Raw genomic sequence first — 20466 nt, 5'->3', positions numbered from 1 at the left:
GGCGCAAAGTTTTATTTTCTTTGCGTGCTTTGCGTAAACCTTTGCGTCTTTGCGGTTAATCTTAATTCTTCAAACTTGTAGCTCGTAATCCTTTCGCGGAAGCGGATAAAATAACTTCTTTAGCGCTTTCCTCTTTTTGGATAATTATTTGAGCATAACCATTAAAAAGTTTTCTTTTCCAAGGCTCAGATGGAGTTACAACCTGAATAATTCCCGGATCTGTATTCATTACGTCCCAGTCTTTTATTTTTTGAAGCGGCGTTGCAACGATATGAATGATGTTTTTGCCTTCTTTTAGTATTTTCGAATCCAAAATATACTTTTGAGAATCTTCTACACTTGCATCTACTTTATTTCCGTTGATAAAAACCACTGTTTCTAATCCAATTTTCTTGTAAAAGAAACTCACGATATTAGAAGTCAAATTGGTTTTTAGTTCAAATTCACCTCTGTAAATATAAGATGGTGCTTGGTTTTTATAATCTCTGTCTTTAAACGCTGTTTTCCAATCGTTTTCGGGATAATTTTGTAGTTCCTGAGACAAAGTAGCCGTTACTCCTTTTTGTTCTTGAAAATTAGTTATTTGAACTAATGAAACAGCATCCAGAAACTGATCTTTTTCTAAAGAAGTTGGATCACCGTTTCCTACTCCTAAAATCTTTCCGCCTTTTATGGAAAACGTAATTTCATCATTTGAAGTTGGAACATGTAATCCGTTTTTGTCTGAAACCTCAACTGTTACAACCGTAACTTTTGAATTTGGTACATTTTCTTTATCTACAGAAAGTTTAATATTTTCTGCTTTTCCGGTTGTTTTTTGAATATCAGAAAGTATTCTTTTTCCATTTTTATATCCAATGGCTTCCAGAGTTCCCGGCATATAATTTACTTTCCATTCTAAATGGCTGTTTTGTTCCATTTTCTTTTTGCCGAGACTTTTTTTGTTTAGAAAAAGTTCTACTTCATCACAATTAGAATGTACCCAGACATCAATTTCTTTACCTTCCATCCCACTCCAGTTCCAATGTGGCATAATATGCAAAACAGGTTGCGTTCCCCACCACGATTTTAAATAAAACGCATTGTCTTTCGGGAAACCGCAAACATCCATCATTCCGAAATACGAAGTTACCGATGGCCAGCCATATGGCGTAGGTTCGCCGCGATAATCAAAACCTGTCCAAATGAACATTCCGGCTAAATAAGGTCTTTCTGCATAAAACTTCCAGCCTTCTTCAATACTGTAAAAACTTGGGCGGGGTTTTTTATCGTAAGCGCTTTGATAATGTTTGGCATCATCAGTAAAATAAATGCCACGTGTTGCAAAAGTCGAACCTTCCTCCGTTCCCATTCCCGGTTGGTTTTTAAACTGATTTCGGTGTGCATCGATATCTCCGTTTCCAAGATAATTATAACCCATAATTTCAACTACAGACGAAATTCCGCTTTTAAATCCACTGCTGATTCCTACTGTTACAGGTCTTGTTGCGTCAATACTTTTTGCAAAATTCTGCATTACATTCGTAATACGTTCACCCACAATATTGCCTTCAATATTCCATTCTTCATTTCCTACCGACCAGCAAAAAATACTTGGATGATTTCGGTCACGCTCCATCATTCGCTTTAAATCATTCAAATGATAATCGTTAATTCCCATCAAACGCGTTTCATCAATTACAAGCATTCCCAGTTCGTCGCAGGCTTTAAGTAATTCAGGCGTTGGCGGATGATGCGAACAGCGATAAGCATTTGAGCCCATTTCTTTCAGTTTTTTAATTCGATAATACTGAATTTCATCTGGAAGCGCCGTTCCTATTCCCGCATGATCCTGATGATTATTGGTTCCTTTTAGTTTTAAAGGTTTTCCGTTAAGGAAAAAACCATTTTCAGGATCAAACTCAATCGTTCGAATTCCAAAAGTAGTTTCATAACTATCAATTGTTTTTCCGTTTTGCTTAATCTGCGTTACCAAACGATATAAATTTGGCGATTCAATACTCCACAAAAATGGATTTTCTAGATATAATTTTGAACTATGTGTAATTGTCTGATAAAATTCAGGAGCTACTATATTTTCAGAAAAATTGGCGACTTGTTTATTTTGAGGATCCAAAACAGTCTGAACAATTTCAATTAATCCTTTATAATTTCCTTTATTTTCAATCGTAACATCTGCAATAACATCAGCACTGTTATTTTTAAGTTGAGAAGTTACATAAGTTCCGTTTGATGCAACATGAACCGGATTTGTTTTCTGCAGATAAACATGTCTGTAAATCCCCGCACCTTCATAAAACCAGCCTTCTTCCATTGATGCATCGGCACGAACAACGATTGTATTTTCTCCTCCATAATTTACATAAGCCGTTACATCATATTCAAATCCGTTATAACCGCTTTGTTCTGTTCCGAGATAATATCCGTTAAAAAATACTTTCGAATTTCTAAAAACACCGTCAAATTTTAGACTGATAATTTTACCATTATCAGTTTCCGGAATATTGATTTTTTTTCGGTACCAGCCAATACTTTTCTCCGGAAAGCCTTTTCCAGCCGTTTTAAAACCATGACTGAAACTTCCTTTTTCACTAAACTCCTGTTCAACAGCCCAATCGTGAGGTAAATCTAACTTTCGCCAGGCACGGTCATCAAAATCTTTTGCCGCCGGGCCATCGCCAAATCCGGTTTTGGTTAAGTATGAAAAATAACCCGTTGCATGTCCAAAATCTTTTTCTGTATCGTATAAATGACCAAACGAAAAACGCCAGTCTTTATCGATTAAAGTCAATTCTCTTTCTGATTTATTTTGGGCGAATGTCAAACAGGAAATCAAAAAACTGACAGACAGAATAATTCTTTTTAAGGAAACAATTTTCATAAAACTTGGTTTGGTAAAGTTAGAACGATAAAATTAGAGCATAAAAAGGACTTAACTTAATAGTATTTTATCAAAATATATGCAATAAGATCTGATAATCTGTTTGAAAATGGTGCTTAAAAAATTTAGAATCATTCTATTGGCTATACTTTTTTAAATAACTCTGATTTGATGTAATTTTATATAAAAATTAAAAAAACAGAGATTACTATGAGTGTTATTAAAGATGAAAAAAAGCTTCTTAGCACCATTAAACGTATCGATGAAAAGATCGATAAGAATAATGATCAAAAGATATTGGCCTTTTTTGAATCTCTTGGATTAACTGAAAGAGATGATGTTCCCCAAAATTTTCTGGATTGGGATACGATTCTTATTGTCGTTCCCGACCGCCACATTTCGCATGAATTAAAATATTATAAATATTCCATATCAAGGCTTTTCTTTGTAACTAATCCTTATGCTGATCAAATTCATATTTATGATTTTGACCAATGGAAAAGTGTAACCCGAAACAAAACACAATTTCAAATTAGAGAATTGATGAAAACGAGTTTTGGCGGTGTAAAGAAAACTTCGAATGAAAACGATTAATTTTAAACTTGCCAAATGAAATGGATCACCCGTGAAAGGCCTAAAATTGATAGAATTGCCTGTCCGTGGCTGATCAAAAATTTTGTTGATGCCGATGCCGAATTTATTTATGTTCCGTTTAGTGAAGTTGCAGCGAAAGCGAAAGAATTAGATGCGATTCCGTTTGATATTCCAAATGTAGAATTTACGCATTATAATGAAGAATGTACTTTTGATTACATTATAAAAAAATATCAAATTGCTGATCCAGCGGTTTTAATTATGGCAAAAATTGTTCGCGGCGCCGATACCGACCGTCACGATCTTGCTAAAGAAGCCGCCGGGCTCTGGGCAATTTCTGCCGGACTTTCGCATAATATTACAAACGATGCCGAATTATTAGAAACGGGATTAAAACTCTACGATGCCTTATACAGCTGGGCAAAACATTTGTACAAGCAAAATCATTTGCAAAACAGCCCGTTTGAAAGTTTACTTCACGAAGTTTACAATAAGCTTTTGATTGAGAAAAAAAGCAGTCAAAAAACACCTTTATGGGTTAAGGAATTAAAGAACATCATTCAGGATCAAATTGATGCGCAGTTTACTTTTGATTTAAAGAAAATCTCTAATGATTTAGAATTAAACCCTTCTTATTTATCAAGGGAATTTTCTAAATATTTTGAAGATTTAAATTTTGGCGAATATGTTCGAAAACTGCGAATTGAAAAAGCTATTAACCTAATTCAGAATTCGACTTATACTCTAACCGAAATTGCTTATATGACGGGATTTTCAGATCAAAGTCATTTTACCCGGATATTCAAACTGCAAACAGGCAAAAATCCTTCTTCTTATAGAAAAAATGCCCTGAAAAGTAATTCAGATACAAAAGGTAAATAGCATTCTATTTTTTAATTTACATTGTCGATAGTTTTGTTTCTTAATTAACAAAACTAATCATGATTTCATTTAAACACATTTTCATAATCGCTTTATTTACTTTCAGTTTCAATGCATTTTCTCAAACTACTTATCCAAAAATTACAGGATATTTTGGGATTATGCATCCTATTGCCACTTTTAGCAGTGAACAAACAAGTGTAAATTTTAGAGATTATTATGCCGTTGGTTTTCCTACCGGAATCAATATTTGGAAGAGCCAGAAAATAGGTTTTTCTTTTGAAGTTGTTCCTAATATCAGAGTTCAGGGAAACAGTGATAAAGTGACTAATTTATTATTTCATCCCGGTGTTTTAGTGGCTCTTGGTAACGGTTATACTTTTGCCGGAAGAGCAGCTTTTGAAAGCAGCGGCAGATATGGTATAACTCCCGTACTTAATAAAACGGTTATAAAAAGTGATAATTGCAGTTATTATGTGGCGCTTCCGCTTGCCGTTCGTTTTGGTAATGATCATCCTGCCTCTTTTACGGTTGGCTTTCAATTTGGAATTGCTTTTTAAAAATATCGGTATCAATGACAACTTCAAAATATTCATTAAGAGAATTAACTTTATACTTTCTAAAACTAGGAACAATAGGTTTTGGAGGGCCGGTTGCGCTTGTGGGATATATGCATAAAGATTTAGTCGAAAATCGCAAATGGATTTCTGAAGAAGAATACAAACAGGGTTTGGCTTTAGCCCAATTAGCCCCCGGCCCATTGGCAGCTCAATTAGGAATATATTTAGGTTTTGTGCATTATAGACTAATAGGAGCCACTTTAATTGGGTTTGCATTTATTTTACCTTCCTTTATTATGGTTGTCCTTTTAGGAATTATATATAAATTATATGGAGGGCTTCCCTGGATTCAAGCTGTATTTTATGGTGTTGGCGCAGCCGTTATCGGGCTTATAGTCGTAAGTTCGTATAAACTTACTGTAAAATCTATTGGTAAATTTAATATAGAGTCTTTTAGGACAAACTGGTTATTATGGCTGTTTTTTATTATTACTTTTAGTATAACATTTATAATGCGGCAAGAACCGGTTTTGTTATTTATTGCCGCAGGATTTTTATATATGATCATTAAGTCACCTCCTAAATGGTGGAACTCAAGATCTATAACTTCAATATTATTTCTACAAGTTCCTTTATGGAATTATGAAAGCAGAACGTTAATAAAAATTGCCATTTTCTTTGCCGAGGCAGGAACATTTGTATTTGGAAGCGGGTTAGCCATTGTACCTTTTTTACATTCGGGCGTTGTAATTGAAAATCATTGGTTAACAGAACAGCAATTTTTAGATTCTGTTGCTGTAGCAATGATAACACCCGGCCCGGTGGTAATTACTGTAGGATTCATTGGCTATTTAGTCGACGGTTTTTTGGGTGCTCTGATTGCGGCCTTAGCCACATTTTTACCTTGTTATATATTTACTCTTGCTATGGCTCCTTATTTTCATAAAATTGCAGGAAATAAATCAGTTAAATCATTTGTTGATGGAATAACAGCAGCAGTTATTGGTGCTTTGGCAGGCTCAGTTCTTGTAATTGCTTCCCAAACTATAATTGATGTCCCAACAACTTTTATCGCTCTTATAACAATTGTTACTTTGTTTCGCATCAAAAATTTACCCGAACCTTATATAATAATTATTGCCGCTTTATTTGGCTTATTTATTAAACTTATATAACCCGTTCGTTTTGCAATGCATCCTGCCTCTTTTACGGCTGGTTTTCAATTTGGGATTACTTTTTAAATATCATGAATTCAACTTTTTAAATAACGAAATACAGTAAATTCTTTTCCAGAATACATTTTTAATTATTAAATTTCAACAACTTAAATAAAGGCATATTGATTGCTTTAACTAAAATGTTCTTTTAATTATTTAAAAAACTCATTTATGGAAACAAAATTTGATATTGTTGTTATTGGTTCAGGTCCGGGCGGTTATGCATCGGCAATTCGCTGTTCGCAATTAGGTTACAAAACTGCTCTTGTAGAAAAATATAAAGCCCTTGGCGGAACCTGCACAAATGTTGGCTGCATCCCCACAAAAGCATTACTGGACAGTACGGAACATTATCATACTGCCGAAACCAAATTTGCAACACACGGAATCCTAACCGGAAAATTGAGTTTAGATTTCAAGCAGTTAATTAAAAGAAAAGGCGAAGTTGTAGAACAGAATATTGCCGGACTTAATTTTTTAATGAAGAAAAACAAAATCGAGGTTTTTGAAGGAATTGGTTCTTTTTTGAATAATTCTGAAATCAGCGTAAAACACAACGATGGCAATTCTACTAAAATTACTTCAACTTATTTTATTATTGCAACAGGTTCAAAACCAGCTACAATTCCCGGAGTTGAAATCGACAAACAACGAATCATAACTTCAACAGAAGCACTTTCACTGCCCGAAAAACCGAAAAGCATTGTAATTATTGGCGGAGGCGTAATTGGTGTAGAAATGGCTTCTATTTATGCCAGAATTGGCGTTGAGATTACGATAATAGAATATTTTGACAGCCTGATTCCAACAATGGATAAAGATCTTGGAAAAGAACTTAAAAAGATATTTACCAAACAGAATATCAAGATTTTATTGAGTCATAAAGTACAATCAGCTAAAAATAACGGCAAGAATGCAACGGTCAGTTTTTTGGATGCCTCCAATAATCCACAGGAAATTACTGCCGATTATTGTTTGGTTGCTGTTGGAAGAAAACCGTATACAGAAGGTTTAGGTTTAGAAAATACCAATATCGAAGTCGACTCAAAAGGCCGAATCGTTACCAATGAAAAACTGCAAACCAAAGCCGAAAATATATATGCTATCGGCGATGTTGTTGCCGGAGCAATGCTGGCGCACAAAGCCGAAGAGGAAGGAATTTTTGTTGCCGAAACTATTAACGGACAAAAACCTCATATTAATTACAAGTTAATTCCGGGCGTTGTTTATACTTGGCCAGAAGTGGCTTCCGTTGGCTATACCGAAGAAGAACTGAAAGAAAAAGGTGTTGAATATCGCGTTGGAAAATTTCCGTTCTCAGCCAGCGCAAGAGCGAGAGCGGCTATGGAAAAAGATGGTTTTTCTAAAATCTTATCTGATCCAAAATATGGTGAGCTTTTAGGAATGCATGTCATTGGCCCACGAGCCGCAGATTTAATTGCTCAAGGTGTCATTGGAATGGAATATGAAGTTACAGACGAAGATATGTTCAGAATTTCATACGCTCACCCAACTTATTCTGAAACTTTAAAAGAAGCTTATATGATTGCTTCCGGACAGGGAGCTATTAATATTTAAGTTTTTTGTTTCAGGTTTTCTTTGTTTCAGGTTTCAAGTTTTTACAGTCTTAATCTTTGTCAAAGTTTGGAACTTTGACAAAGATCTGTATTCTATTTTTTATCTCATTTAATTTCAAAAATTCTGATAAATTTTTGTTCTAGTTTTTTCCTCTTTCTTTCTTCTTTCCATCTTGAATAGAAAATGACAATAAGAAGAAACAAACTCACAATTGTAGTGGCTCGTCTAAGGCCTCTTCCAAAGAAAAGAAAAAATATATTAATGAATATTAGAAAAACTACTGGAGAGAATTTCGTCCAAAGCAATTGAAATTTGCTATTTTCTTCAACGACGTAATTCACATTAACCCTATTATCTATATTCTTGTAATTTCCTCTCACAATAAAAATTGTGGGAGATGTCGCTGAATTTATAGTTAACCGAAAACTTTTATCATCAAAAAGTCCATAAAAAGGTTTTGCGCCGCCAAATATGGGAAATAGTCTAAAGTGACTTAAATTCACTTTTAAAGAACCAATCTCGATATTATTTTGCAATCTTCTACGGAAGTCTGATAAAGAAAGGTTTGATTCCATTTTATTGAGCAGTCAACAAACCATTAACCATATCTTCTAAAGCTTTTCCGTGGATATTTTTAGCTATGATAATTCCGTTTTTATCAATTAAAAAGTTCAGAGGAACAGACTGAAGCATATAATCTCCAATAACCGGAGATTTCCAATATTTTAAATCGCTTACTTGTACCCAAGGCAGTTTTCCTTTTGTAATTGCTCCCAACCAAAGCGGTTTTTTAGTATCCATAGAAACACTGTAAATTGAAAATTTATCTGGATAAGCATTGTATAATTTTAATAAAGTCGGCTGTTCTTTAATACAAGGTCCGCACCAGGAAGCCCAAAAGTCAACTAAAGTTAATGAACCTCTTAAAGACGAAAGTACCACATTGTTTCCTTTGGTATCAGGAAGATCTATTTCTGGTGCTATATCGCCAATATCAGTACCTACAACCTGCGCTTTTGAACTGGTTAATACACAACATAAGAATCCTAAAATAAGTAGCGTTTTTTTCATAGTTTATTAAGTTTATTGTTTTGGGGAACGTTTTTTAATCTCGCAAAGTCGCAGAGTCGCAAAGTTTTTTTAGTCTTTTCTATGGATTGCCTCCAGCTTTAGCTGGAGGTTTATAAAAATTAGCTTGGAAAGGCTTTAGCCAAAAATATAAAGTTTGGCTAAAGCCCTTTTCTTACCTTTCTTGCTACCTCCAGCTAAAGCTGGAGGCAATTGAAAAAAAACTTTGCGACTCTGCGACTTTGCGAGATTAATACATTAGCAAATATAATTTTTCTTTCCTAAATTCTTCATCATTTCTCCTCCTCCATCATAAAATTTTCCTAAAAATATTTCTTTAAATTGATATATCGGGAAAAGTCGATATATTTGCATCATGGAAAATATAGAACTTTTTAAGGCACTCTCTAACAAGTCCAGATTACAAATGCTGGAATGGCTTAAGGAACCCGAAATAAACTTTCCCAGTCAGCTGGAACATGGCGGATTTGAACACGGAGTCTGCGTGGGACAAATTCAGGCCAAAGCCGGTTTGACACAATCTACAGTATCTGAATACCTGTCTATTTTACAACGCGCCGGTTTCATTGAAGCCAAACGTGTTGGACAATGGACTTACTATAAACGCAACGAAGGTGCCTTTGAAGCACTCAGTAAATTAATTCAATCTAATTTGTAAATTACTTATGAGTACAAACAACCTGTTTTCGCCGTTTAACTTAAAATCGTTAAACCTTAAAAACCGAATCGTAATGGCGCCAATGACGCGCTCTTTTTCTCCAAACGGAGTTCCAACTGATGATGTAGCTGCTTACTACCAAAAAAGAGCTGAAGGCGAAGTTGGTTTAATATTATCTGAAGGAACTGTAATTAACAGACCTTCTTCATCAAATGATGCTAATGTGCCGCATTTTCACGGCGAAGCTTCTTTAAACGGATGGAAAAAAGTTATTGATGGAGTTCACGCTGCAGGCGGAAAAATGGGTCCGCAGATCTGGCATATGGGAATTATGGATAACCACCATTCAGGATGGGTTCCCCCAGTTCCTTTTGAAGGTCCTTCTGGATTAAACAGACCTGATTTTAGAAATGGTGTTACCATGACTGAAAAAGATATTGAAAATACTATTCTTGCTTTTGGACAAGCTGCGGCTGATGCTAAAAGATTAGGCTTTGATACTGTTGAAATTCATGGTGCGCACGGTTATTTAATTGACCAATTTTTTAGAGCTGAAACGAATTTACGTGAAGACATTTTCGGTGGAAAAACTTTACCGGAACGTAATCGTTTTGCTATTGAAGTGATTAAAGAAGTTAGAAAACAAGTGGGTAACGATTTTGCTGTAATCATGCGTTTTTCTCAATTTAAACCTTCTGATTACAATTATAAACTGGCTAAAAATCCGCAGGAATTAGAAGCTTGGCTTACGCCTCTTGTTGATGCCGGAGTGGATATTATACACGCTTCGCAACGCAGATTCTGGGAACCAGAGTTTGAAGATTCTGATTTAAACTTTGCAGGCTGGGCTAAAAAAGTTACCGGAGCTCCAACTATTACAGTTGGTTCTGTTGGTCTTTCCGGAGATTTCTTTGGTGCTTTTGCCGGAGAAAGTTCTCAGCCGACTTCTTTAGAAGAATTAAACAGACGTTTCGACAGAGGTGATTTTGATTTGGTTGCCGTTGGAAGACCTTTATTATCTGATCCTAATTGGACTGCTAAAATTAAAGCCGGAAAAACGGATGAATTAAAAGGGTTTAGTAAAGAAGCTTTGGGAGCATTGGTTTTAGAATAAATCTTAAAGGTGGCCCACTGGTTTAACGGATTTTACTGGTTTACGCTGGTTTTAATTTTATCTGTGGCACAAAATAATACAACAGGGATGAGACTATTAAGTTTCATCCCTGTTTATTTTTTACACAATGCATATCCGTAGAGGCGCACAGCAGTGCGTCTACGCAAAGTATAGACACGAGATTTAAACGCATTTTTGCAAATTCATACAAAAAAATCATTTTTAATCTTTTTAATCTGTGGCAAAAAAAGACGTAGTTGCGGTACGTATCTACATAAAACAAAAATAAAGGGATGAAACTATAAGCTTCATCCCTTTTTTGAATATCTATAACTAACAAAATTAGAAATTCAAGATTTTATATACGTTGCGTAGATGCACTGCAGTGCATCTCTATCTTGTGCATTTTACGCTATTTTACGTTTTTGAAATTTATTCTGAAGCCAATTACGAACTGGTTCGTCGTATAATTTTAAACATAGATATGCTATTACAATACTCGCAATTAAAACTCCAATTCCTACAACGTAACCGTCCTGAAGCGAAACTTTATTATCAACAACCCAAGCGGTATACCAATAAATTAAAGGATAATGTGTAATGTAAATTGGATATGAAATATCGCCTAAAAGTTTACATATTTTTGCCGAGAAAGCGTTTTTAATTTGTCCGCCCGCTCCTATTACAACAATAATTGGGAAGATTAAAATGATAACGAATGATTCATATAAACCATTCATCCATAAACTATTTTCGTCTCCAAATCTTGGCAATGCCAAAACAATTGTGATTAAAATACTGCAAACCCAAAATGCACCTTTTATATGGATTAATTTCCCTAAACGGGAAAGTAAAATTCCGGCAAAAAACGGATACAATAATCGGGTGAAACCAACATTCATTTGTTCCAGATTTAATGACCAGCCGCCAATTACATCACCTTTTGGACCAAAAACAGTATAGTTAATTAACAGTCCGGCAAATATCAGCACAAAAACTGATAGTACTTTATTCGAAAATCTGCGGAAAATTAGGGCGTACAAGATGTTTGCGATGTATTCGAAAAAAAGTGACCATGCCGGACCATTTAAAGGATGCATTTCTCCCCAGCCTCTGATTTCCATTGAAGGCGGAATTGGTAATAAAGTGAAACCAATAATCATGGTTAAAATTACTTTCCACACTTCCATTCCTGCAATTTGTGGAAACAATATATCTGAGGCCTGAAAATAATAAAATATAGCACCAATGATCATTCCCATAATCACCATAGGCTGTAAGCGTATTAATCGGCGTTTGTAGAATTCCCATTGCGTCATTTTCCCCCAGCGATCGTCATACGCATAAGCGACAACAAACCCTGATAAAAGAAAAAAGAAATCAACGGCTAAATAACCGTGATTGATTATCTGTATAAAACGATTTCCGCCGCTAAAGGTTTCAAAAATGTGAAAAATAACAACTAAAATAGCCGCAACTCCACGCAAACCATCGAGAATCTCGTAATGTTTTTTTGGTTTTATATCAGTGTAAATAACTGTGCTCATAAAATATTTTGGTTATTATAAGGTTAGTCTAAATTTTTAATTAAACACATAGAGACATAGTTTTTGAACTTTAAAAAAGGCGTTTCACTTGTTTAAACAAACATAGCTATGCGTTAACAAATTGGAATTTGGAATTTAAAAAATTGAAAATTAATTTATTGGTGGTTTTTCAGCCACTCTAATCTTCTTTGATCCGCTAAATGTTTTACAGAGAAGTTTTCGAATTTAGCCTCAAAACCTTTTCCGTCAGGAGAAGCGGCCATTAACCCAACCATTACTGGGGTATTATCTTGTAGAGGCGCGTTTCTGGTCATGATATAATTTTTATCATCAAAAGAATAAAATACCTCAACAGCATCTAATCTTCTTACCGCTTTTATCCAGATAAACGGCGATGCTTTTTCAAGAGTAGTTACGCTCCAGTCACTTTTATCATGTGTTACAACGGTGCTGATATTGAATTTCCCGTCAACAAATTCTACTCCGGTTTTGATGTAGTTTTTTTCATCAACACGAATCATTAATCCCATTTGGTCAAAACGAGCGATATAATTTCCTGTGATTTTTACTTTGGCTTCAAATTCACCGCCGTAAGTTGCATAGTAAAAAGGCGCATCATCAACCGTGAATCCGTAATGCGAAATTCTCCAGTAATCGCTGTTTGCGGTTACATTCATGATTAAGGCATTGTTTTTAATTTCCCATTTTTCAGGTTCATTAAACCATTGCATTTTTTCCAGACTTTGCGCCGCAAGATTTTGCACTAAAAATAAAGCGACAGCACCAAGTACAATTTTTTTCATAGTAAATAATTTAAACAATAAAGTGTTTTATTTTTTTACCATTAAGATATTAAGTTCAAAGCTTAATTAACTTAGTATCTTAATGGTAAAATTTTAAACTTAATGGTAAATCTTAAAAAGCAAAGCTGCAACTTTTTACACTTGCAGCTTTACAACCAACCAATTTAGAAATAATGAAATTATTGAAGTGAGAAGCCCACTTTAGATTTTATATCAGTTGAAGATGCTCCTACGATAGCTTCAAAAGCTCCCGGTTCAGCAACCCAGTCGTGTTTTTTATCATCGAAGAAACTTAAAGCCGTTTTATCGATTGTAAATGTTACTGTTTTTTCTTCTCCCGCTTTTAGCGAAACTTTCTCAAATCCTTTTAATTCTTTAATCGGACGAGGTAATGAAGATTTTAAATCGCTGATATAAAGCTGTACCACTTCAGAACCTTCTCTGCTTCCTGTATTTTTTACCGTAACAGAAAACGTGATTTTATCACTGCTTGAAATTTGTTTTTTATCAGCTGTTACTTTTCCGTATGCAAAAGTCGTGTAGCTTAATCCGTGTCCGAAAGAGAATAATGGTTTTATTTTTTGTTTGTCTGCCCAACGGTATCCAACAAAAATTCCTTCGTTGTATTTTACTTCATCTTTACCTGGAAATTCTCCTAAAGCGTGTGCTCCGTTATCCGATAATTTTACTGGGAAAGTGAAAGATAATTTTCCAGAAGGGTTTACATCTCCAACTAAAACCGATGCCAAAGCATTTCCAGCTTCAGTTCCTAAAAACCATCCCTGAACAATTCCCGGAACTTCTTTTACCCACGGCATTGCAACCGCGTTTCCAGAAATATTTACGTAAACAATATTTTTATTTACTTTTGCCAATTCACTGATTAATTTATCCTGACCATAAGAAAGCTCTAATCCGTTACGATCGTGTCCTTCATCATCCTGATTTGGAGCTTTATTCAAACCTCCAATAAATAATACAATATCAGCATCTTTTGCTACTTTTAAAGCCTCAGCAGTTAATTCAGCAGGAGAACGTTTTTCCTCTAAACTTACTTTTGCTACAACTCCGTTATAATTACTTGTAGGATCTCCTACGTAACCACGAGCATAAACGATTTCAGCCTGATTGCCAATTCTTTTCTTTAAACCTTCAAGAGGTGTAATTTCGTAACGTGCTTTTAGAGAAGAACTTCCTCCTCCTACAGTCATCATTTTAATTGCATTTTCACCGATAACGGCAATCTTTTTAGTTTTAGAAAGATCGATTGGTAAAATGTTGTTATTGTTTTGTAATAAAACGATTCCTTCCTGAGCAATTTTTAAACCAGCTTTAGCATGTTCTTCTGTTCCAAAAGATCCAAAAGGACGGTTTCTATCCATTGTAGTCAGGAAAGCTAAACGTAAAACACGACGTACTTTTTCGTCTAATTCTTTTGTTCCTATCTCCCCTTTTCTGATCATTTCAGAATATGGTTTTGCTAAATAATAATTATCATAAGCATTACTGGTTCCCCAAGAAAGTCCGTTTGTCCAAGAACCAAATTCCATGTCCAAACCATTGTGAATAGCTTGTTTCGTATCGTTTACACCTCCCCAGTCAGAAACTACAACACCTTTAAAGCCCCATTCTCCGCGAAGAATATCGTTTAATAAATATTCGTTGTGGCAGCATTGCTGACCTTTGTATTTGTTATAAGCACCCATAATTGCCCAAACTTCACCTTCTTGTACAGCCGCTTTAAAAGCCGGAAGATAAATTTCGTATAAGGCACGATCGTCAACTACTACGTTAACAGAATTACGGTTTGTTTCCTGATTGTTTAAAGCGAAGTGTTTTACGCAGGCAGCAACTCCATTAGACTGCACTCCTTTAATATAAGGAACAACCATTTTTGAAGCTAAAAACGGGTCTTCTCCCATATATTCGAAGTTACGGCCGTTTAAAGGGCTTCTGTAAATGTTTACACCAGGTCCTAATAGTACGTTTTTGTTTCGGTAACGCGCTTCTTCTCCAATTGATTTTCCGTATAAAGAAGCTAATTCTTTATTCCATGTTGAAGAAAGTGCGGTTAAAGCCGGAAATGCAATACAAGAATCATTTGTCCAACCTGCTTGGTCCCATTCGTCCCATTTTACTTCAGTACGAATTCCGTGTGGTCCGTCGGTCATCCAGTTTTCCGGAATTCCAAGGCGTTTTACACCAGGTGAACTAAATTTTGACTGCGCATGAATTATGGCAATTTTTTCTTCGGTTGTCATTCTTGAAAGCGCATCTTCTACACGCTCGCTAATTGGCTTTTTATCATCAAGATAAACCGGAACCTTATTTTGTGCATTCAATCCGAATGAACTCAACAAAACTAAAACAAGGATTGTTTTAACGTTTTTAAACATAACTAGTAATTTATTTAAGCATTCAATTTTTGGTATAGATACAAGTGGTCAATTGTACCTTTTAATAATATTGTAAAGCTAAAACGTTATAGTTCGTTTTGAATTTTTAAACGAAAAAAAGTAGTGAATTAAAAAATTAAAATTCTGATTATCAATTTTTTAATAAAAAATAAAGGCTAAAAAAAGTAGTGATTTTAAAATAAATCTTTACATTTTCAATGTAATTAAACCTATTTTCATGACCATTTCTTCAAAATCATTTCTCGAAACTGCCGCTTTATTTCGGGCTCTTGTTCGATAATTGTAAATTGTACTTAAAGAGTAACGAAGAAAGGCCGCAATTTTTACACTGTCGTTAATTCCTAAACGAATCAAAGCAAAAATTCTAAGCTCAGTATTTAGCAATTCTCCCTGTTTTAAAACGATTTGTTCTTCTTTAATTAAAAGGGCATTAAAGTCTTTTACGAAAGTGGGATATAAATTCAGGAAAATAATATCGAAGTTTTTATACAATTCTTCTAATTCTGTATCAACCAAAGTCGTTGACTTTAGCATTTTATAGATTTCGTCAAATTGTTTTGCCGTTGCTTTTTTATTTAAAATAATACGGTAATTCTCCAGTTTATTAATGTAAGTTGAACAAAGGCTGAAAAAATGTGCAATATATTCTTCCTTGATATGATTCGATTCTGATAATTGTGCGTTACGTTCTTGCAGCTGATTATTGGTTTCGGTAATATCCTGATTTAATTCGGCTAATTTTTGACTGGTTTCATAGAGTTCTCCCCGAATTCTCGAAACCTTTTTCATTTGTTTGTAAACGTAAATTACCGCAATAATTAAAAATACCGAAAGCAAACTGATGCAGATTAAATAAAGCTGTAATTCTGTTTTTCGTTTGGCTTCTTTCTCTAAATAAACGGTATTGATAATCGAATAAACTTCTGACATTAAAAGCGTTCGAAACTGCACATTACAATAAAGCGCATCTTCAATCGCCGATTGCGTTAGTTTATACGCCATATCGACATCTTCAATTTCATAAAAAACCAAAGCTAATTCCTGCAGCGAAGCATTGTCTTTATTAGCATTTTTAATATCAGAAGTTGCCGAAAGTGCATAATATTTTTTTCGCAATTCAAGCTGATGTGTATGCTCATAAATACTTCCAAGCAAATAGGTAATCATGGCATATTGCGGATCATCTTCGCTGGTATTTTTAAGCAGATTCATTAATTGCTTTTGGGCACTAACTATTTTTTTATGATATACATCGTGCTGAATTTTATTGATTTGGTAATTAATAGATTTTGGATCTAAAACCATCAATAATGAATCACGGTATTTTTGAATTTGCTGTAAATATTCTTTACTGTAACTATTTGCCGCGTAATGCTCAAAAAATTCACGATACGAAACAAAGTAGTTGGGAAGCAGGGATTTTGACAATTTGTTTTTGTCAATACTTTTTAAAATTGCTTCAGATTCCCTGTATTTTCCCGAAGAGGAATATAGTGTAACCAATTGCAGATTGGCTAAATCGGCCAAATCTTTATCGTGAAGTTCATCGGCAATTTTTAAGTTCTTTTTTACATATAAAATAGCCGAATCTGAATTGAACTTTTGGTATTCTGTATATAAGGTTTTATTGTAATTGTACTCTTGTTCTTTCGTTAAATCCTCTGATTTGATTTTTTTGAAATTTAGAATCCTTTCTTCCTTTAATCTAACATAATGTTGTTTGTTTTTTAGCGCCAGATTTAACTTGTCTATAATATCATCTGTACTTTCCGAAGCAAAAACCGGAAAGCTCATCAAGACAATTAAAAGTAACAAAAGTGGATTTTTCAAACTGTGTAAAAAATAAATGTAACGTACAAATATAATAAAGTGTAAATAGAAAAATGAATTATTTATATATCTCGCAAAATAACCTAAAACTAATAATGATTTTTATAATTTTGATTGAAGTGAATTTCTAACTTAAACTACTATCAAATGCCAAATTTTATCATCGAATGTTCTGAAAATGTATTAAGATTAAAATCTGCAGATGATATCATGCAGGAAGTTTTTAATTCAGCTTTATCAACCGATCTTTTTACCGCAACAGAAATTAAAGTTCGCATAAATCCTTTCTCACATTATAATAATGGTAATACTTTAAGTGATTTTATTCATGTTTTTGGTTATATAATGGAAGGCCAAAATGAAGAACAAAAAAACAATTTATCAAAAGCAATTGTAACGAAACTAAATATAATTTTGCCCGAAGTTAAATCAATTTCTATGAATATAGACGATTTCCAAAAGGCTGGTTATTTTAATAGTAAAATGATTTAATTGGTTTGTTTGATATAAATAATTTTATTACAAATAATAAATGTTATAATATTTTCCATGATATTGTCATTGCGAGGAACGAGGAATCGCACTAGAGAATCGACAAAGATGGCGATCTGCTGTACGGAATTTCTAGTGCGATTCCTCGTTCCTCGGAATGACAAAACTTTGCGTTAAACCTTATCAAAAGAAAAACAAACTTTGTCAAAGTTTAAAACTTTGACAAAGTTCCTCTAAAAACTTATAAACTTATATCACTTATATGGTTTAAAAAAAACTACACCACAATTGGCGCCGCCAAACAACTCTCCGGAATATCAAAAGCATTTACTAACGCCACAGCATCTGGACGAATATCCCAGCAAAGCTGATTAACCAGTTTACGAACCGCTTTGGTTTTTACCGCTTCCATATAACCATCTTCAAGATACCAGGCTTTGTTTTTTTCTATCTGCGAAAGCGCATATAACTGATATAATTTTGTCAATATTTGTTTTGAATTTTGGTCTTCAATTGCTTTGATGGCTTCCTGAAATTGTTCTAAAACAATACGTTCCAAATAAGCTTGTGCAACATCAATCATCTGATGCTGAACTACATTAAAAGCATCATAAGCTTCTAAACCGCCATCTACTAATTTCTTGATACGTCTCGCTGCCGAAGCCAGAATTGTTTTTTCTCTGTGCACAAATGCCTGTAAATGAAATTCTCCATCCAGTAAATGTTCATCATCTGATCTTCTGGTTGCGATTGGATTTTTCTCTGTAATGGCTGTTTTGGCATTTTCATATACATAATTGATAATTCCCAAAGAACCCATTTCACCAAAAGATTTTCTGAATTCAGATAAACGGTTTTTAGCCACTAATTGCATTAAAACGGTATTATCACCTTCAAAAGTCGTGTAAATTTCGGTGTCATTTTTTAAAGCGTCAATTCGGTTTTCAGATAAATATCCTTTTCCGCCACAGGCTTCTCTACATTCCTGCAAAATATCTCTTGTACTCCAGGTTGAGTACGATTTCATTCCGGCTGCAAGCGCTTCGATTTCCTGCATTTCGCTTTCTGTTCTGTTCAAAAATCTTTTAGTCAGATATTGAAGCGCAAAATGAACGGCATAAGTTTTAGCCAAATGCGGTAACAATCTGCGTTGGTGCATTCTGTAATTCAAAATTGGAACTTCTGATCCGCCTTCAGGACCAAATTGTCGGCGTTGGTCGCTGTAGCGAATGGCAATTGTCAACCCAGATTTGGCTGCAGCCAAAGCCGAACGCGGAATTCCGATTCTTCCTCCTACCAAAGTTCCTAGCATGGTAAAAAATCTTCTATTATCACTCGGAATCGGACTTTCAAATTCGCCTTTATCGTTTACCGAAGCAAAACGATCCAGCATATTTTCTTTCGGAATCACAACATTATCAAAACTAATTGTTCCGTTGTCTACTCCATTTAATCCCATTTTATGTCCGCAGTCACCAATTGTAACGCCTTTTAGAGTATTTCCGTTTGTATCTCTTAGCGGAACTACAAAAGCGTTTACGCCATAATCGTGATCGTCGATAATTAGTTTCGCAAAAACAGTTGCCATTTGTCCGTGGACTGCGGCGTTTCCGATATATTCTTTTTGAGCATTTTTATTTGGCGTATGAATCGTAAAAGTCTGATCGTTATGATTATATGTAGCCGTAGTTTCTAAACCTTTTACGTTCGATCCGTGATGTGTTTCTGTCATGGCAAAACAACCCGGAAGTTTTAAGGAACCAATATCTTTTAGATATTTTGCATAATGTTTTTCGGTTCCGAGAGACTGTACGCTCATTCCCCAAAGCCCAAACTGAACGCCAAATTTTATCACTAAACTTAAATCGTGATAACTTAGCGTTTCCATAATTGCAAAATAATCTTCTACGTTTCCTCCTCCGCCATATTCCTTCGGATAAGCCATATTTCCTAAGTTTTCATCGGCTAAAATTTTACACCAATTGTAAACCGTTTGACGAAAAACATTAATATCTGTCGAAGTTTCGTAAGCAAATTCAGGTCTTGAAATCACTGATTTTACTTTTTTTATGATGTGAGCTTCTTTTCCATCCAGAAATTCCGTTATTTTTTGGATGTCAAAATTGCTCGTTGTCTGCGAATTTGCGGTAAAAGAATCGGCTTTTGTTTTGAAGTTTTGGAGTGCTTCTTCGCCTAAAATTCCAAGGTCATTTTCGAGTTTTATAAAGTCTGATTCTAATGAAGAAATATCCAAATCTTTATCTGAAAGTGCCACAGCAATATCAAAAATGGATTTTATGGAAGATTTATCCTGAATGCTTTTTTCAATATCCAGTTTCCATTGTGCGAGTTCATTTCGCGAAGGCGGATTTGAAATATCAACTTTAGATAAAAGATATTCTTGTTCTTCGGCTGAAAGGGCTTTTTGGGATTTTATAAATTCTTTTAATGTGGTAAATTCCTTTTGAGTCAAAAGATCATCAGACCACACTAAATAAAACAACGGAGTAAAAGCTTGAAGTTTTGCTGGTTTCATATAATAGAGATTCGGTTTTTATTTTTTTTGCCACAGATTATACAGATTAAAAGGATTTTTTTTCGCCACGAATTACACGAATTTTCACGAATTTATTTTTTTATACTGATTCTTTAAATCAGTTTGAATTCGTGAAAATTCGTGTAATTCGTGGCCGACTTTCCACGTAAAGAAAATAATCCCTTTAATCCGTATAATCTGTGGCCTATATTTCAATTTACTGCATAAAAAAACAGGAATGAAAAATACTCATTCCTGTTTTAAAACC

At 34.5% G+C, this 20466-nt stretch carries 15 protein-coding genes; 8 read left to right on the top strand and 7 right to left on the bottom strand.

The annotated features are described in order from the left end of the window. Positions 1-61: 61 nt before the first annotated feature. Positions 62-2881, bottom strand: a complete 2820-nt coding sequence (galA, locus tag APR43_RS12180; RefSeq protein WP_053472223.1) for a beta-galactosidase GalA — start codon at positions 2879-2881, stop codon at positions 62-64. Positions 2882-3091: 210 nt separating this feature from the next. On the opposite strand from galA, the gene APR43_RS12175 reads away from it, so the two are divergent. The 5 genes from APR43_RS12175 to lpdA all read left to right on the top strand — a co-directional run bounded on the left by APR43_RS12175 (position 3092) and on the right by lpdA (position 7712). Next, a complete protein-coding gene (locus tag APR43_RS12175; RefSeq protein ID WP_053472222.1) occupies positions 3092-3475 on the top strand; it encodes a hypothetical protein in 384 nt (127 codons plus the stop codon). Between the two features lie 15 nt (positions 3476-3490). Beyond that, positions 3491-4357, top strand: coding sequence for a chromate resistance protein ChrB domain-containing protein (locus APR43_RS12170; RefSeq protein ID WP_053472221.1), 867 nt, complete (start codon positions 3491-3493; stop codon positions 4355-4357). A 59-nt stretch (positions 4358-4416) separates the two neighbouring features. Continuing rightward, a complete protein-coding gene (locus APR43_RS12165; protein ID WP_053472220.1) occupies positions 4417-4917 on the top strand; it encodes a hypothetical protein in 501 nt (166 codons plus the stop codon). 14 nt (positions 4918-4931) lie between these two features. Beyond that, positions 4932-6092, top strand: coding sequence for a chromate transporter (locus tag APR43_RS12160; RefSeq protein ID WP_053472219.1), 1161 nt, complete (start codon positions 4932-4934; stop codon positions 6090-6092). 213 nt (positions 6093-6305) lie between these two features. Then, entirely contained in the window at positions 6306-7712 is a 1407-nt protein-coding gene (lpdA, locus tag APR43_RS12155) for a dihydrolipoyl dehydrogenase (protein WP_053472218.1), read from the top strand. Positions 7713-8288: 576 nt separating this feature from the next. On the opposite strand, the gene APR43_RS12145 is transcribed toward lpdA, so the two are convergent. Beyond that, positions 8289-8783: a TlpA family protein disulfide reductase gene (locus APR43_RS12145; protein ID WP_053472216.1), complete on the bottom strand. Its 495-nt coding sequence runs from the start codon at positions 8781-8783 to the stop codon at positions 8289-8291. A gap of 373 nt (positions 8784-9156) precedes the next feature. Between APR43_RS12145 and APR43_RS12140 the strand changes: the two genes are divergently transcribed. Both APR43_RS12140 and APR43_RS12135 read left to right on the top strand, forming a co-directional pair. Further along, a complete protein-coding gene (locus tag APR43_RS12140; RefSeq protein WP_035644774.1) occupies positions 9157-9459 on the top strand; it encodes an ArsR/SmtB family transcription factor in 303 nt (100 codons plus the stop codon). A 7-nt stretch (positions 9460-9466) separates the two neighbouring features. Then, positions 9467-10573, top strand: a complete 1107-nt coding sequence (locus tag APR43_RS12135) for an NADH:flavin oxidoreductase (protein WP_053472215.1) — start codon at positions 9467-9469, stop codon at positions 10571-10573. Positions 10574-10980: 407 nt separating this feature from the next. On the opposite strand, the gene APR43_RS12130 is transcribed toward APR43_RS12135, so the two are convergent. The 4 genes from APR43_RS12130 to APR43_RS12115 all read right to left on the bottom strand — a co-directional run bounded on the left by APR43_RS12130 (position 10981) and on the right by APR43_RS12115 (position 17134). After that, on the bottom strand, positions 10981-12120 hold the full coding sequence (locus tag APR43_RS12130) for an acyltransferase family protein (protein ID WP_053472214.1): 1140 nt from the start codon (positions 12118-12120) through the stop codon (positions 10981-10983). 155 nt (positions 12121-12275) lie between these two features. Next, the gene (locus APR43_RS12125) at positions 12276-12923 is read right to left on the bottom strand and encodes a DUF1349 domain-containing protein (protein ID WP_053472213.1); all 648 of its coding nucleotides are present in this window, start codon (positions 12921-12923) and stop codon (positions 12276-12278) included. A 179-nt stretch (positions 12924-13102) separates the two neighbouring features. Continuing rightward, positions 13103-15319 carry a glycoside hydrolase family 3 C-terminal domain-containing protein gene (locus APR43_RS12120; RefSeq protein WP_053472212.1) on the bottom strand — a complete coding sequence of 739 codons (2217 nt, stop codon included), beginning with the start codon at positions 15317-15319 and terminating at the stop codon, positions 13103-13105. Between the two features lie 207 nt (positions 15320-15526). Further along, on the bottom strand, positions 15527-17134 hold the full coding sequence (locus tag APR43_RS12115; protein WP_053472211.1) for a DUF6377 domain-containing protein: 1608 nt from the start codon (positions 17132-17134) through the stop codon (positions 15527-15529). A gap of 183 nt (positions 17135-17317) precedes the next feature. Between APR43_RS12115 and APR43_RS12110 the strand changes: the two genes are divergently transcribed. Next, a complete protein-coding gene (locus APR43_RS12110; RefSeq protein WP_053472210.1) occupies positions 17318-17662 on the top strand; it encodes a 5-carboxymethyl-2-hydroxymuconate Delta-isomerase in 345 nt (114 codons plus the stop codon). Positions 17663-17939: 277 nt separating this feature from the next. Here APR43_RS12110 and APR43_RS12105 read toward each other — a convergent pair whose 3' ends face one another. Then, the gene (locus APR43_RS12105) at positions 17940-20198 is read right to left on the bottom strand and encodes an acyl-CoA dehydrogenase (protein ID WP_053472209.1); all 2259 of its coding nucleotides are present in this window, start codon (positions 20196-20198) and stop codon (positions 17940-17942) included. Positions 20199-20466 lie beyond the last annotated feature (268 nt).

It is taken from the genome of Flavobacterium sp. NLM (assembly GCF_002210235.1).
GTDB classification, from domain to species: domain Bacteria; phylum Bacteroidota; class Bacteroidia; order Flavobacteriales; family Flavobacteriaceae; genus Flavobacterium; species Flavobacterium panici.
The sequence above is the reverse complement of the archived record's forward strand: the minus strand, read 5'-3'. Positions and strand labels throughout refer to the sequence as shown.